The organism is Bradyrhizobium australafricanum (assembly GCF_020329495.1).
Taxonomy (GTDB): Bacteria; Pseudomonadota; Alphaproteobacteria; order Rhizobiales; family Xanthobacteraceae; genus Bradyrhizobium; species Bradyrhizobium australafricanum.
In genome coordinates, this window is sequence record NZ_JAGKJL010000002.1 from 359,567 (window position 1) to 375,033 (window position 15,467).

A 15,467-nucleotide genomic window follows, 5' to 3' on the forward strand; every position below is an offset into this window, starting at 1 on the left:
GAGATTCGTCCAGCATTGCATGCCCATCTGGAGTGGCCCGCGCAACACAACCCGTTGCGCGCCGCGACCGTTGTCGTCGTCGAAGCCCTTGCCCGTGCGGCGATCGAGCTCTCGCGCATCATTGCCGCCGGGCCGCTCGCCGGAGTCGGCGGCGAGAGCGGCGGCGTCAATCCCGACGGCGATCGCCAGAAGACCATCGACATCGTCGCCGACGATCTGATGCGGAACGCGCTGCGCACCGCGCCGGTCGCCGCAGTGCTGTCGGAGGAGGTCGAACTGCCTGAGACGCTCGATCCCGACGCCCCGCTCTGTGTCGCGATCGATCCGCTCGATGGATCCGCCAATCTCGAAAACAACATCTCGATCGGCACGATCTTCTCGATCCGGCCGAAGGGAAACGACGTCATCTCGACCTTCTTCGAGCCCGGCACGGCGCAATGTGCCGCCGGTTGCTTCATCTACGGTCCGCAGACCGTGCTGGTGCTGGCGCTCGACCAGTGCGTCGACTGCTTCACGCTGGACCCGCGAAGTGGCGAGTTCGTCCTGACCGCGCGCGATCTGCGCGTGCCGCAGGATGCGTCGGAATTCGCCATCAATGCCTCGAATCGGCGGCACTGGAGCGGCCCGGTGCGCAGCTACATCGACGAGTGCCTCGCCGGCGTGAACGGCGAGCGTGGGCAGGACTTCAACATGCGCTGGATCGGCTCGCTGGTCGCCGAGGCCTACCGCATCCTGATGCGCGGCGGCGTGTTCCTGTATCCGGCGGATGCGCGCCAGGGCTACCGCGAAGGCCGGTTGCGTCTGCTGTACGAGGCGCATCCCATCGCACTGATCATGGAATGGGCGGGCGGCGCGGCGTCGAACGGCCGGTCGCGCATTCTCGAACTGTCGGCACGCACGCCGCATCAGCGTGTGCCCCTGATCATGGGATCGGCGCGCGCCGTGCGCGACGTCGATGCGATCCACCTGACCGTCGAGCCGTTGTTCGAAAGCAGCGATGCCCCGCTGTTCGCGCGGCGCGGCCTGTTCCGCTGAGGAGGACCGCATGTCACGTCGGCATCCCATCATCTCGATCACCGGCTCCTCCGGGGCCGGCACCACCTCGGTGAAGAAGACGTTCGAGAACATCTTCCGCCGCGAGAACGTGGTAGCCGCCTATATCGAGGGCGACGCGTTCCACCGCTACGACCGCGCCGAGATGCGCAGCCTGATGGCGGAAAGAGCCGAGCGCGGCAACAAGCACTTCAGCCATTTCAGCCCCGAGACCAATTTGTTCCAGGAGCTGGAGAAGCTGTTCAGCGACTATGCCGAGACCGGCACCGGAACCACGCGGCACTATGTGCACGACGAGGAGGAGGCGCGGCTCTACGGCGCCAAGCCCGGCACCTTCACCGCCTGGGAGGCACTGCCGGAGAATTCCGACCTCTTGTTCTACGAGGGCCTGCACGGCGCCGTGGTCACCGACAAGGTGAATGTCGCGCAGCATGCCGACCTCAAGATCGGGGTCGTGCCGGTCATCAACCTCGAATGGATCCAGAAGCTGCACCGCGATCGCAGCCATCGCGGCTACTCCACCGAGGCGGTGACCGACACCATCCTGCGCCGCATGCCGGACTATGTGAATTACATCTGTCCGCAATTCACCGAGACCGACATCAACTTCCAGCGCGTGCCGACCGTCGATACGTCGAACCCGTTCATCGCGCGCTGGATCCCGACGCCGGATGAATCGATGGTCGTGATCCGCTTGAAGAACCCGCGCGGCATCGACTTCCCCTATCTGCTCTCGATGATCCCGAACAGCTTCATGTCGCGCGCCAATTCGATCGTGGTGCACGGCGCCAAGCTCGACCTCGCGATGCAGCTCATCCTGACCCCGCTGATCCTGCAACTGATCGAACGAAAGAGGCGAACGATATGACCGCACTTGCGTCGGTAGCCAGCCGCCCCGAAATCAGCCACGACGAGATGGCCAACGCCATCCGCTTCCTCGCCATCGATGCGGTGGAGCAGTCGAAATCCGGTCATCCCGGCATGCCGATGGGCATGGCCGACGTCGCGACCGTGCTGTTCACGGACTTCCTGAAGTTCGATCCGGCCGATCCGGCCTGGCCCGACCGCGACCGCTTCGTGCTGTCGGCCGGGCACGGCTCGATGCTGCTCTACGCGCTGCTTTATCTCACAGGCTACGAGAGCATGACGCTCGACCAACTCAAGGCGTTCCGGCAGTGGGGATCGAAAACCCCGGGCCATCCCGAGTACGGCCACACCCCGGGTGTCGAGACCACGACCGGGCCGCTCGGGCAGGGGGTTGCGACCGCGGTCGGCATGGCGCTTGCCGAGCGGTTGATGAACGCCCGCTTCGGCGACGACCTCGTCGACCACTACACCTATGTGATCGCCGGCGATGGCTGCCTGATGGAAGGCATCAGCCATGAGGCGATCTCGCTGGCCGGCCATTTGCGGCTGAATCGTCTGATCGTGCTGTTCGACGACAATCATATCTCGATCGACGGCGCCACCTCGCTGTCCTGCTCGGACGACCAGACGGCGCGGTTCAAGGCCAGCGGCTGGAACGTTAACCGCGTCGACGGCCACGATCCGCAGGCGATTACCGCGGCGATCAGGCAGGCGCGATCGAGCGATCGTCCGTCGTTGATCGCCTGCCGGACGGTGATCGGGTTCGGTGCGCCGAACCGGCAGGGCAGCGAAAAGGTGCATGGCGCGCCGCTCGGTGCCGATGAGGTGGCGAAGACCCGTGCCGCGCTGCGCTGGCCGTATCCGGCATTCGAGGTTCCCGATGCGGTGCTGGCGGAGTGGCGCGAGCTCGGCGGTCGCGGCCGCGACGCGCGCCGGGCCTGGATCGAGCGCTCGCGCGGCGCCTGCAAGGACGACAAGGCCGAGCGATCTCCGTTCCATGACGCGCTGAACCGGAAATTGCCCTGCACCTATGCCGAGGCGATGGCAAAGTTGGTGGAGCGGTTCGCGACCGAGCGGCCGAAGCTCGCCACGCGACAGGCTTCGCAGCAGGTCATCGACGTGATCGCGGAGGCGTTGCCCAATTTGCTGGGCGGCTCGGCCGACCTCACGCACTCCAATCTGACGCTGGCGAAGTCGCAGGTTTCGGTGCGGCCGGAAACGCTCGACGGCAGCTACATCCACTATGGCATTCGCGAACACGGCATGGCCGCGGCGATGAACGGCATCGCCCTGCACGGCGGGTTTATTCCCTATGGCGGCACCTTCCTCAGCTTTGCCGATTACAGCCGGCCGGCGATCCGCCTTGCGGCGCTGATGGGAATCCGCGTCATCCATGTGATGACCCACGATTCCATCGGGCTCGGCGAGGACGGGCCGACGCATCAGCCGGTCGAGCATCTGGCGGCGCTGCGCGCGATCCCGAACGTCCTGGTGTTCCGCCCGGCCGATGCGGTCGAGACCGCGGAAGCGTGGGACTGCGCGCTGAAGGCGGAGACCTCGCCGTCGATCCTCTGCCTGTCGCGGCAGGCGCTGCCGACGGTTCGCGACGGCAGCAAGGACAACCAGGTCGCGCTCGGCGCCTACGTTCTCGTCGAGCCGGCCTTCGCGCGTGACGTCACCCTGATTGCAACGGGTTCGGAGGTGGCGATCGCGCTCGAAGCCGCAAAGCTGCTGGCGAAAGACGGGGTACAGGCCGCGGTCGTCTCGGCCCCGTGCTTCGACCTGTTCCGCCAGCAGCCGAGCAACTATCGCGCCCAGGTGCTGGGCAGCGCCCCGCGCGTCGGCGTGGAGGCTGCGGTCGAGGGCGACTGGGCGCGCTGGCTCGGCGACGACGGTGCGTTCGTCGGCATGGCCGGCTTCGGCGCCTCCGCGCCGGCCGACGTGCTCTACCGCGAATTCGGCATCACGCCCGCGACAATCGCTGCTGCAGCAAAACAGCTCATTCAACGAGCGAATTGAAAGGAGGACGCCACCATGGCGCGGATAACCCTGAGGCAGTTGCTGGACCACGCCGCCGAACGCGGCTACGGCGTTCCGGCCTTCAACATCAACAATATGGAGCAGGGCCTCGCCATCATGGAGGCGGCGGCTTCCTGCGATGCGCCTGTCATCATCCAGGCCTCGCGCGGCGCGCGGTCCTATGCCAACGACATCATGCTGGCGAAGATGATCGACGCGCTCGAGGAGATGCATCCGCAGATTCCGCTCTGCCTGCATCTCGATCACGGCAACGAAGAGGCGACCTGCGCCACCGCGATCCGCTACGGCTTCACCTCCGTCATGATGGACGGCTCGCTCAAGGCCGACGCCAAGACCGCAGCCGACTATGACTACAACGTCGATATCACCCGTCGGGTGGTCGACATGGCCCATTGGGTCGGCGCGTCGGTCGAAGGCGAACTCGGCGTACTCGGCTCGCTTGAGCATGGCGGCGGCGAGCAGGAGGACGGTCATGGCGTCGAGGGCAAGCTGAGCCATGACCAGCTGCTCACCGACCCGGACCAGGCGGTCGATTTCGTCCGCGCCACCAAGGTCGATGCGCTCGCGATCGCGATGGGTACCTCGCACGGCGCCTACAAGTTCACGCGGCGGCCCGACGGCGAGATCCTGGCGATGCGCGTGGTCGAGGAGATCCATACCCGCCTGCCGAACACGCATCTGGTGATGCACGGCTCGTCCTCGGTGCCGCAGCCGCTGCAGGACATGTTCAACCAGTTCGGCGGCGAGATGCCGCAGACCTGGGGCGTCCCGGTCGAGGAGATCGTTCGCGGCATCAAGCACGGGGTGCGTAAGGTCAATATCGACACCGATTGCCGCCTGGCGATGGCGGCGGCCTTCCGCAAGGTCGCCGTCCAATCGAAGAGCGAGTTCGATCCGCGCAAGTTCCTGAAGCCTGCGATGGATGCGCTGCGCGAACTCTGCCGTGATCGCTTCGAGCAATTCGGCACGGCCGGCAATGCCGCCCGGATCAAGGTGGTTGCACTGCCGGAGATGGCCCGCCGCTATCGCGCCGGCGCGCTCGATCCGCAAATTGGAAAGATGACCCAGGCCGCCTGAGCAAATGGCGACGAACCACAGGAGATTTCGATGAACATGCAGCAGTCGATCACAGTGCGCGGCAAGGATCGCTACAAGTCCGGCGTGATGGAATACAAGCGGATGGGCTATTGGGAGCCGAACTACGAGCCCAAGGATACCGACGTCATCGCCTTGTTCCGCGTCACACCGCAGGACGGCGTCGATCCGACCGAAGCCTGCGCGGCGGTGGCAGGCGAATCCTCGACCGCGACCTGGACCGTGGTCTGGACCGACCGGCTGACGGCCGCTGAGAAATACCGGGCGAAGTGTTACCGCGTCGATCCGGTGCCGAATTCGCCGGGCAGCTACTTCGCCTATATCGCCTATGACCTCGACCTGTTCGAGCCGGGCTCGATCTCGAACCTGACGGCCTCGATCATCGGCAATGTGTTCGGCTTCAAGCCGCTGAAGGCGCTGCGGCTCGAGGACATGCGGCTGCCGACCGCCTACGTGAAGACATTCCAGGGCCCCGCGACCGGCATCGTGGTGGAGCGCGAGCGGCTCGACAAGTTCGGCCGTCCGTTGCTCGGCGCGACCGTGAAGCCGAAGCTCGGCCTGTCCGGCCGCAACTATGGCCGCGTTGTTTATGAAGCCTTGAAAGGCGGGCTCGACTTCACCAAGGACGACGAGAACATCAACTCGCAGCCCTTCATGCACTGGCGCGAGCGCTTCCTCTACTGCATGGAGGCGGTCAACCGCGCGCAGGCCGCGACCGGCGAGATCAAGGGGACCTATCTCAACGTCACCGCGGCGACCATGGAGGACATGTACGAGCGCGCCGAGTTCGCTCATGAGCTCGGCTCCAACATCGTCATGATCGACCTCGTGATCGGCTACACCGCGATCCAGTCGATGGCGAAGTGGGCACGCAAGAACAACATGATCCTGCATCTGCATCGCGCCGGCCACTCGACCTACACGCGGCAGCGCAGCCACGGCGTCTCGTTCCGCGTGATCGCGAAATGGATGCGGCTCGCCGGCGTCGATCACATTCATGCCGGTACGGTGGTCGGCAAGCTCGAGGGCGATCCGAACACCACTCGCGGCTATTACGACATCTGCCGCGAGGACTTCAATCCGTTGCACCTGGAGCACGGCGTGTTCTTCGACCAGAACTGGGCGAGCCTCAACAAGCTGATGCCGGTGGCCTCGGGCGGCATTCATGCCGGCCAGATGCACCAGCTGCTCGATCTGCTCGGCGAGGACGTCGTGCTGCAGTTCGGCGGCGGCACCATCGGCCATCCCCGCGGCATCCAGGCCGGCGCCACCGCCAACCGCGTCGCGCTGGAAGCCATGATCCTCGCCCGCAACGAGGGGCGCGACTACGTCCATGAGGGGCCGGAGATACTGGCCAAGGCGGCGCAGACCTGCACGCCGCTGCGCGAGGCGCTCGACGTCTGGAAGGACGTCACCTTCAACTACGAGTCGACCGACGCCCCCGATTTCGTTCCCACGCCGAGCATGGCGGTCTGAGAGGAGATACTCATGCGCGTTACCCAAGGCTGCTTCTCGTTCCTGCCCGATCTCACCGACGAGCAGATCGCCGCGCAGGTGCAATACTGCCTCGACAAGGGTTGGGCGGTGAACATCGAGTTCACCGACGATCCGCATCCCCGCAACACCTATTGGGACATGTGGGGCCTGCCGATGTTCGACCTGCGCGATGCGGCGGGCATCATGAAGGAGCTCGCCGACTGCCGGCGGGTCTATGGCGACCGCTATATCCGGATCTCCGGCTTTGATTCCAGCCCGGGCTGGGAGTCGGTTCGCATCTCCTTCATCGTCAACCGGCCGCAGGAGGAGCCAGGCTTCCGGCTCGACCGCCAGGAGGCGGCCGGGCGCAATCTGCGGTATGCGACCCATTCCTATGCAGCGGGCCGCCCCGAAGGCGAACGCTACACCGATCATTGACCGCGTCCGGCTTGCAAACCAGGCGGGTTGCTCCCTCGACCGTCCTGGTCCGGATGCACTTCTCCGTCGTCGCCGCCGCGGCGACGGAGCTTTTCCAGGCGAGATGATAATGACGCAGGCGCAAGAACAGATCAGCGAACAAATCCGCGATACCCCGCTCGAGACTATCGACCTTCGCCATGAATTCGCCGACCTCGGCATCGGCGACGTGCTCGACCAGCTCGATTCCGAATTGATCGGCCTGAAGCCGGTGAAGACCCGCATCCGCGAGATCGCCTCGCTGCTGCTGGTCGAACGCATCAGGCAGAAGATGGCGCTGGCGACGACGTTTCCGACCCTGCACATGTCGTTCACCGGCAATCCCGGCACCGGCAAGACCACGGTCGCGCTGCGGATGGCCGGCATCCTGCACAAGCTCGGCTTCGTGCGCCGCGGCCACGTCATCAGCGTCACGCGCGACGACCTCGTCGGCCAATATATCGGCCACACCGCGCCGAAGACAAAAGAGATATTAAAGAAGGCGATGGGCGGCGTGTTGTTCATCGACGAGGCTTATTACCTGTACCGCCCCGAGAACGAGCGCGACTACGGACAGGAGGCGATCGAGATCCTGTTGCAGATCATGGAACAGCAGCGCGAGGATCTGGTGGTGATTCTGGCCGGCTATGGCGACCGCATGGAGAAATTCTTCCAGAGCAATCCGGGGTTCCGCTCCCGCATCGCGCATCACATCGACTTCCCCGACTATTCCGACGGCGAGCTGCTCTGGATCGCCGAGCTGATGTTGCAGCAGCAGAATTATCGTTTCTCTCCCGAAGCACGCGAGGCCTTCACCCGGTACATCGGCATCCGCAAGGAACAGCCGCTGTTCTCCAATGCGCGCTCGATCCGCAATGCGCTCGATCGCATCCGGTTGCGCCAGGCCAACCGGATCGTGGCGAAGCTCGACCGTACGCTGACGGCCGACGACGTGATGTCGATCGAGGCCGGCGACGTGCTCGCCAGCCGGGTGTTCGTCAAAGGCGCCGGTGCGGCGGGCGAGGGACGATGAACGAGGCGCTCGCCGTGATCCGGACCGCCGGGATGCGCGATATCATTGCGAGCGCCCGGGCCTTGATCTTCGATGTCGACGGCACGCTCGCCGAAACCGAGGAGGTGCACCGCCGCGCCTTCAATGAAGCCTTTGCCGAAGCCGGCCTCGATTGGTTCTGGGACCATGTCACTTACGCGCGGCTGCTTCGGGTGGCCGGCGGCAAGGAGCGCATCCGCGCCTTCGACCAGCGCAACGCGGTCCCAATGCTGACATTCGCCGAGATCGCCGACCTGCACAGGATCAAGACCGCGCGCTACGCCGCGCTGATTGCCGCGGGCGGTTGTCCGTTGCGGCCGGGCGTCAGGGCCTGGCTCGCCGGCGCGCGCAGCCGCGGCCAGCGCCTCGCGATCGCAACGACCACCTCGCACGGCAATATCGATGCGCTGCTTTCGGTTTCGCTCGGGCTGGACTGGGCCGATCAGTTCGAGGCGATCGTTGCCGGCGACGACGTGCCGCGGAAGAAGCCGGCGCCGGATGTCTATGTCGAGGTTCTGGCGCGGCTAGGGCTCGGGCCGGGAGATTGCGTCGCCGTTGAGGATTCCGGCAACGGCCTCGCCGCCGCGGCAGGCGCCGGCATCCCCGTGGTCATCACCCGCAGCACCTATTTCAGCGACGACGATTTTGCCGAGGCGCTGCTTGTCGTCGACGATCTCTCTGGCATCGACGCCTGAAGATCGCTGCCGCTGGCCGGCAGTTTGGGCAAATTTATTCAGATTGTGAAATAAATGGCGCTTGCATCCATAGCAGGGTGCGGGCACAATCCCACCAATGGTTGCCAGAAGTAGTGCCGCACCACCTGGGGGGCTTTGGGACTTGCCAGTGATTCCGGATTGCGCCCCAGGACCCTCCACGTCTCCGATCAATTTATTCGGATAGTTAAATAAATGGCCAGTCGGTGCTTGCGTCCATATGGTAGGGGCAACGTCAACCAAAGGGTGCAAGTAACGGTGGCGCACCGCCAGACGTCCTGTCGGACGCTGGCGCGCGCCAACGATTCCGGCAGACCGGCGCCTCATGATCCTCCACGTCATTCCTGCGCCTCGTTCGCCCAACGACATGGCTCGCGGCCGAGCCCGGCATTGCGGGATCGACATGGCCGATCGTGCGGAGCGAGCATTGGCGCTGTTGACGGGGTCGATCGACATTCCGCAATTTCGGTTCGTGACGGTCTCGGCGCCGATCCGACATCGCCGTAGAATCTGCGGCCGGCCCACGAACGATCGCCGTCGATCGACGCTGTCCACGGCAACTGGAATCCCAACTCAAAAAAGCGAGGGAGTGAAGCATGTTCAAATTGAAGACCACCTTGTTCGCGCTTGCGCTGGCCGGCCTTGCCGCGACGGTCTCGGATCGCGACGCGCTCGCCCAAAGCAAGCCGACCATCGGCATCGCGATGCCGACCAAATCCTCGGCACGCTGGATCGACGACGGCAACAACATGGTCAAGGTGCTGAAGGAGCGCGGCTACGGCACCGATCTGCAATATGCCGAAGACGACATTCCGAACCAGCTCTCCCAGGTCGAGAACATGGTGACCAAGGGCGCCAAGGTGCTGGTCATCGCCGCCATCGACGGCACCACCTTGTCCGATGTCCTGAAGCAGGCCAAGGCCCAGGGCATCACGGTGATCGCCTATGACCGCCTGATCCGCGACACCCCCAGCGTCGACTATTACGCGACCTTTGACAATTTCCAGGTCGGTGTGCTGCAGGCCCAGTCGATCGAGAACGCGCTCGGGCTCAAGGAGGGCAAGGGGCCCTTCAACATCGAGCTGTTCGGCGGCTCGCCCGACGACAACAATGCGTACTTCTTCTACGACGGCGCGATGTCGGTGTTGAAGCCCTATATCGACAGCGGCAAGCTCGTGGTCGGCAGCGGCCAGACGGGCATGAACAAGGTCGCGACGCTGCGCTGGGACGGTGCGACCGCGCAGGCGCGGATGGACAACCTGCTCAGCGCGTTCTACGGCAAGAAGCGCGTCGATGCGGTACTGTCGCCCTATGACGGCCTGTCGATCGGCATCATCTCCTCGCTGAAGAGCGTCGGCTACGGCAGTAAGGACCAGCCGATGCCGTACATCAGCGGGCAGGATGCCGAAGTCCCCTCGATCAAGGCGATGCTGCGCGGCGAGCAATACTCGACCATCTTCAAGGACACCCGCGACCTCGCCAAGGTGACCGCCGACATGGTCGACGCCGTGCTGAGCAAGAAGGAGGTCGCCGTCAACGACACCAAGACCTACAACAACGGGGTCAAGGTGGTTCCGTCCTATCTCCTCAAGCCGGTCGTGGTGGATAAGACCAATTGGGAGAAAGTCCTGATTGACAGCGGCTATTACAAGCGCTCGCAATTCGACTAGAGCGTTTTCGAGCGAAGTGGGTACCGGTTCGCGTGAGGAAAGCGCATCAAACTAGAATCTGGAGCCCCGTTCCGATCTAATCGGAACGGAATAGGCTCCAGGGGGGATCGCCGGGCAAGCGGCGGCGAGCCGGGCTGGGGACGATCGACGCTGCGGGACATGATCCGATGACGGCAATGCTTGAGATGCGCGGCGTCAGCAAGAGCTTTGCCGGCGTGCAGGCGCTGCGCGACGTCAGCTTCACCGTCGAGGCCGGGCAGATCCATGCGCTGGTCGGCGAAAACGGCGCCGGCAAGTCGACCTTGATGAAGGTGCTGAGCGGGGTCTATCCGGCCGGCAGCTACGATGGGTCGATCGTGTTCGACGGCGAGGAGCGGCGCTTCCGCGACATCAACGACAGCGAGGCGCTCGGGATCATCATCATCCATCAGGAGCTGGCGCTGATCCCGCTGATGTCGATTGCCGAGAACATCTTTCTGTCGCATCCGCCGTCGCGGTTCGGCGTCATCGACCGCAACGCGGTGCATCGGCGGACCGCCGAGCTGTTGGCGCAGGTCGGCCTGCGGGAGCCGCCGGATACGCTGATCACCGACCTCGGCGTCGGCAAGCAGCAGCTCGTGGAGATCGCCAAGGCGCTGTCCAAGCGCGTGCGTCTCCTGATCCTCGACGAGCCGACCGCCAGTCTCAACGAAGCCGACAGCGCCGCCTTGCTCGAGCGTCTCCTGGCCTTCCGCGAGCAGGGCATCGCCTCGATCCTGATCTCGCACAAGCTGAACGAGGTTGCGCGGGTCGCCGACCGCATCACGGTGCTGCGCGACGGCCGCACCGTCGACAGCATCGACTGCCGGACCGAGCGGATCGAGGAGGACCGCATCATCCGCAGCATGGTCGACCGCGACCTCGCGCATCGATTCCCCGAGCGGAAGGCGGAGATCGGCGAACCCGTGATGACGGTGGAGAACTGGTCGGTGTATCACCCGCTGCATACCGAGCGGCAGGTGATCAAGAACGTCGACTTCACGCTGCGCCGCGGCGAGGTGGTCGGTATCGCCGGCCTGATGGGCGCCGGCCGCACCGAGTTCGCCATGAGCCTGTTCGGCCGCGCCTGGGGCACCAACGTCTCCGGCAAGGTCCGCCTCGATGGCCGCGAGGCCGATCTGTTCAGCGTGCCGGCCGCGATCGATGCCGGCATCGCCTATGTCACGGAAGACCGCAAGCAGCTCGGGCTGATCCTTGCCGCCGACGTCCGCAAGAACGTGACGGTGGCGAGCCTGCGCCAGGTGTCGGAGCGCGGCGTGATCGACGATGTCGCGGAACTGAAAGCCGCGAGCGACTACCGCACCCGGATGCGGATCCGCTGCTCCGACGTCTACCAGGCGACCGGCGACCTCTCGGGCGGCAACCAGCAGAAGGTCGTGCTGTCGAAATGGCTGATGACCGATCCGAGGGTGCTGCTGCTGGACGAGCCGACGCGCGGGATCGACGTCGGCGCGAAATACGAGATCTACTCCATCATCAACGAGCTGGCCGAGGCCGGCAGGGGCGTCGTGGTGATCTCCTCGGAGATGCCCGAGCTGCTCGGCATCTGCGACCGGATCTGCGTGATGAATGACGGCGCCTTCGTCGGCGAGTTCGCAAGGCACGATGCGACGCAGGAGAAGATCATGCGCGCCATCATGCGCAATGTCAGAAGGTCCGGACGCGGTGCCGACGAAAGGGCGGCACGCGCCGGAGGAGGGGCACCATGACCGACAAGACGGTATCGCTTCCCGAGGCCCCCAGGCATTCCGGCTTCATCAAGAACAATCTGCGCAACTACGGCATGCTGCTGTCGCTGCTCGCGATCATGCTGTTCTTCGAGATCGTGACCGACGGCACGCTGTTGCAGCCGCTCAACCTCACCAATCTCGTGCTGCAGAACAGCTACATCGTCATCATGGCGCTCGGCATGCTGCTGGTGATCGTCACCGGGCATATCGATCTTTCGGTCGGCTCGGTCGCGGGCTTCGTCGGCGCCGTCGCGGCGGTGCTGATGGTGCGCTACCATGTCAGCTACCCGATCGCCTTCGTCGCCTGCCTCTTGGTCGGCGCCGCGATCGGTGCGGCCCAGGGCTACTGGGTGGCCTATTTCGGCATTCCGTCCTTCATCGTGACGCTGGCAGGCATGCTGGTGTTCAAGGGCCTCGCGCTTGCGGTGCTGCAGGGCCAGTCGGTCGGGCCATTTCCGCCGACCTTCCAGAAGCTGTCGTCGGGCTTCATCCCCGAGCTGTTCCCGAGCGCCGGCACGCTCTATCCGACGTCGCTCGCGATCGGCATCGTCCTGGCGTTTGTCCTGGTGCTGGCGACCGCCAGGAGCCGGGCGCGCGAGCAGGCGCACGGCATCGCCGTCGAGCCCTATGCGTTCTTTATCGTGAAGAGCATCGCGCTGGCGGCTGCGGTGCTCTACTTCACCTACCTGATCGCCTCGCATCGCGGCCTGCCCAATGTGCTCGTCATCATGACCGTCCTGATCGCGCTCTATGGCTTCGTCACGCGGCGGACGGTAATCGGGCGGCAGATCTACGCGGTGGGCGGCAATGCCAAGGCGGCGAAACTGTCGGGCGTCAAGACCGAACGGCTCACCTTCTTCACCTTCGTCAACATGGGCGTGCTGGCCGCGCTTGCCGGGCTGGTGTTCGCAGCCCGGCTCAATACCGCGACGCCGAAGGCGGGTCTCGGCTTCGAGCTCGATGTGATCGCCGCCTGCTTCATCGGCGGTGCGTCGGCCTATGGCGGTGTCGGCCGGGTCGGCGGCGCGGTGGTCGGTGCCATGATCATGGGCGTGATGAACAACGGCATGTCGATCCTCGGTATCGGCATCGATTATCAGCAGGTGATCAAGGGCCTCGTGCTGCTCGGCGCCGTCTGCATCGATGTCTACAACCAGCGCCGCTGACCGCCACGCAGTCACAATTCCACGGTAGGATGCCGGCGCTACGCAGGAGAATGCAGCGTGAAACTGTCCCATGCCGACGCGCTTGATATCGGAGCCATCCTTGCCGAAGTCGGCCGCAGCGAGATCATGCCGCGGTTCCGCCGCGTGCGGGAGATCGAGGTCCGCACCAAGACATCGGCATTCGACGTCGTCACCGAAGCCGATGAGCTTGCCGAGCAGGCGATATCGGCGGCGCTGCTGCGGGCGTTTCCGAATGCGGTTGTGATCGGCGAGGAGGGCACCGCGCGTGATCCGGCCACGCTCGATCAGGTCGGAACCGCGGAGCTTGCCTTCATCATCGATCCGATCGACGGCACGCGGAACTTCACCTCGAGCCTGCCGCTGTTCGGCACCATGGTGGCGGCCACCATGCGCGGCGAGATCGTGTTCGGTGCGATCCATGATCCGGTCAGCAACGACACCGCATTCGCGCTGCGCGGCGAGGGCGCGTGGCTCGCGGTGCCGGACGGCCGGCAGCATGACCTGAAAGTGGCTCCCGCCGTGCCGGTCAAGCAGATGGATGCGATCGTCGGCGTCAACTTCCTGCCCGAGCCGCTGCGCACGATTGTCGCCGGCAATCTTTCCAGGCTCGGCGGCAGCGCCTGGCTCAGATGCGCCGCGCATGAGTATCGCATGGCGGCCTCCGGACATTGCCACCTGCTGTTCTACAACAAGCTGATGCCGTGGGATCATGCCGCGGGCTGGCTGCTGCATCGCGAGGCCGGCGGCTACAGCGCGCATTTCGACGGATCACCCTACCGGCCGGTCAATCTGACCGGCGGCTTGCTGTGCGCACCCGACGAGGCGAGCTGGCACGCGGCGCGAGAGGCGATCCTGATGCCGGCTGGATAGCAGCGGACGCCGGTTCGTCGCGTTGCGGCGGTTATGAGCCACATTGGTTTTCGGATTCAACTGTCAAACAGCTTGTTCGGTGTCGTCCGTGCGAAAGCAGGGACCCATACGCCGCGGCAGGTGTTGTGGGACTCGTTGTCCCAACATCGTTCAACAATCAGCATTTGTGGTTATGGGTCCCTGCTTTCGTGTTTGGTCCCTGCTGATTGGTTTGATGGAATCGGTGTAGAACGAGGCGTGGCCTTTGTCAGGGAGCACCTCGGGTCATGGAACTGAGCCTGCACGCGAACGCCACGACGACGCCGAAGACGCGCGCCTATATCCAGCGCAGCCGGAAGTCGGTCGCCGAATTGGCGACGGAACTGGGGGTCAGCGAGACCACGATCTATCGTTGGCGCGACCGCACGACGGTCGAAGATCGCTCGCACCGGCCGAAGAACCTGGTGACCAGCCTGTCGGCTGTCGAAGAAAGGGCGGTTTGCGAGCTGCGGACGTCGCTGCAGTTGCCGCTGGATGACATCGTCGAGGTGATGCAGCGATGCATCAATGCCAAGCTGTCTCGCAGCGCCATTCACCGCTGCCTGCAGCGCAATGGCATCAGCCGGCTCGCCAAGCCTGACAAACCCAAGGTCGGCATCTTCGAGACCGCCAGCATCGGCTTCATCCATATCGACGTGAAGTATCTGCCGTCCCTGCAGCGCCGCACCAGCTATGCCTTCGTCGCCATCGACCGCGCCACCCGCTACGTCTTTGTCGAGATCCATTCCAGGCGGGACGGGGCCACCGCGACCGGCTTCCTCGAGCGCTTCCTGGCCGACTTCCCGCACCAGGTTCACACCATCCTGACCGACAATGGCGCGGAGTTCACCGACCGCTTCGCCGTCGACAAGAAGAACAAGCCGCCCGGGAAGCCTTCCGGCGACCACCCCTTTGATCGGCTCTGCAAGCAGCGCGGCATCCAGCATCGCCTGACCAAGCCTTACCACCCGCAGACCAACGGCCTCGTCGAACGCTTCAACCGGCGTATCGCCGAAGCCATTGGCCGCGAACAAAAGCGCGGCAGCGCCCGGCGGACCTTCATCGACCATGCCGATCGCGACGCCTTCATCGCCAGGTTCGTCCACGACTACAACCGGACTCGCCTCAAATGCCTCGGCTACCAGGCCCCGATCCAGGCCGTTGCTAAACTCACGGGACTGAACACTTTCGCAGGGACGACA

At 64.7% G+C, this 15,467-nt stretch carries 13 protein-coding genes; all 13 read left to right on the plus strand.

What is annotated here, in order from left to right; all coding sequences use genetic code 11:
• The first annotated feature begins 15 nt into the window (after positions 1-15).
• Entirely contained in the window at positions 16-1,035 is a 1,020-nt protein-coding gene (locus J6525_RS03405; protein WP_225642094.1) for a class 1 fructose-bisphosphatase, read from the plus strand.
• A 10-nt stretch (positions 1,036-1,045) separates the two neighbouring features.
• A complete protein-coding gene (locus J6525_RS03410) occupies positions 1,046-1,921 on the plus strand; it encodes a phosphoribulokinase (RefSeq protein ID WP_092080122.1) in 876 nt (291 codons plus the stop codon).
• On the plus strand, positions 1,918-3,939 hold the full coding sequence (gene tkt / locus J6525_RS03415; protein WP_225642061.1) for a transketolase: 2,022 nt from the start codon (positions 1,918-1,920) through the stop codon (positions 3,937-3,939). The genes J6525_RS03410 and tkt overlap by 4 nt, the downstream gene beginning before the upstream one ends.
• 15 nt (positions 3,940-3,954) lie before the next feature.
• Positions 3,955-5,037 (plus strand): class II fructose-bisphosphate aldolase, encoded by a 1,083-nt coding sequence (fba, locus tag J6525_RS03420; RefSeq protein ID WP_076833454.1) that lies wholly within the window; start codon positions 3,955-3,957, stop codon positions 5,035-5,037.
• A 36-nt stretch (positions 5,038-5,073) separates the two neighbouring features.
• A complete protein-coding gene (locus J6525_RS03425) occupies positions 5,074-6,531 on the plus strand; it encodes a form I ribulose bisphosphate carboxylase large subunit (RefSeq protein WP_038382128.1) in 1,458 nt (485 codons plus the stop codon).
• Between the two features lie 12 nt (positions 6,532-6,543).
• Positions 6,544-6,969 carry a ribulose bisphosphate carboxylase small subunit gene (locus tag J6525_RS03430; protein ID WP_076833455.1) on the plus strand — a complete coding sequence of 142 codons (426 nt, stop codon included), beginning with the start codon at positions 6,544-6,546 and terminating at the stop codon, positions 6,967-6,969.
• Positions 6,970-7,078: 109 nt separating this feature from the next.
• Positions 7,079-8,020, plus strand: a complete 942-nt coding sequence (gene cbbX, locus J6525_RS03435; protein WP_225642062.1) for a CbbX protein — start codon at positions 7,079-7,081, stop codon at positions 8,018-8,020.
• Complete coding sequence (locus tag J6525_RS03440; RefSeq protein WP_225642063.1) at positions 8,017-8,733, plus strand: HAD-IA family hydrolase; 717 nt, start codon at positions 8,017-8,019, stop codon at positions 8,731-8,733. Before cbbX ends, J6525_RS03440 begins: the two co-directional genes overlap by 4 nt.
• Positions 8,734-9,347: 614 nt before the next feature.
• Positions 9,348-10,421, plus strand: a complete 1,074-nt coding sequence (gene chvE, locus J6525_RS03445) for a multiple monosaccharide ABC transporter substrate-binding protein (RefSeq protein ID WP_225642065.1) — start codon at positions 9,348-9,350, stop codon at positions 10,419-10,421.
• A gap of 167 nt (positions 10,422-10,588) precedes the next feature.
• On the plus strand, positions 10,589-12,169 hold the full coding sequence (mmsA, locus tag J6525_RS03450; protein WP_225642072.1) for a multiple monosaccharide ABC transporter ATP-binding protein: 1,581 nt from the start codon (positions 10,589-10,591) through the stop codon (positions 12,167-12,169).
• Positions 12,166-13,356 (plus strand): multiple monosaccharide ABC transporter permease, encoded by a 1,191-nt coding sequence (mmsB, locus tag J6525_RS03455; RefSeq protein ID WP_225642074.1) that lies wholly within the window; start codon positions 12,166-12,168, stop codon positions 13,354-13,356. Before mmsA ends, mmsB begins: the two co-directional genes overlap by 4 nt.
• Positions 13,357-13,413: 57 nt before the next feature.
• Positions 13,414-14,247 carry an inositol monophosphatase family protein gene (locus J6525_RS03460; RefSeq protein ID WP_312009727.1) on the plus strand — a complete coding sequence of 278 codons (834 nt, stop codon included), beginning with the start codon at positions 13,414-13,416 and terminating at the stop codon, positions 14,245-14,247.
• A gap of 266 nt (positions 14,248-14,513) precedes the next feature.
• Positions 14,514-15,467: IS481 family transposase (locus J6525_RS03465; protein WP_225642076.1), on the plus strand; the 954-nt coding region annotated here is incomplete at its 3' end.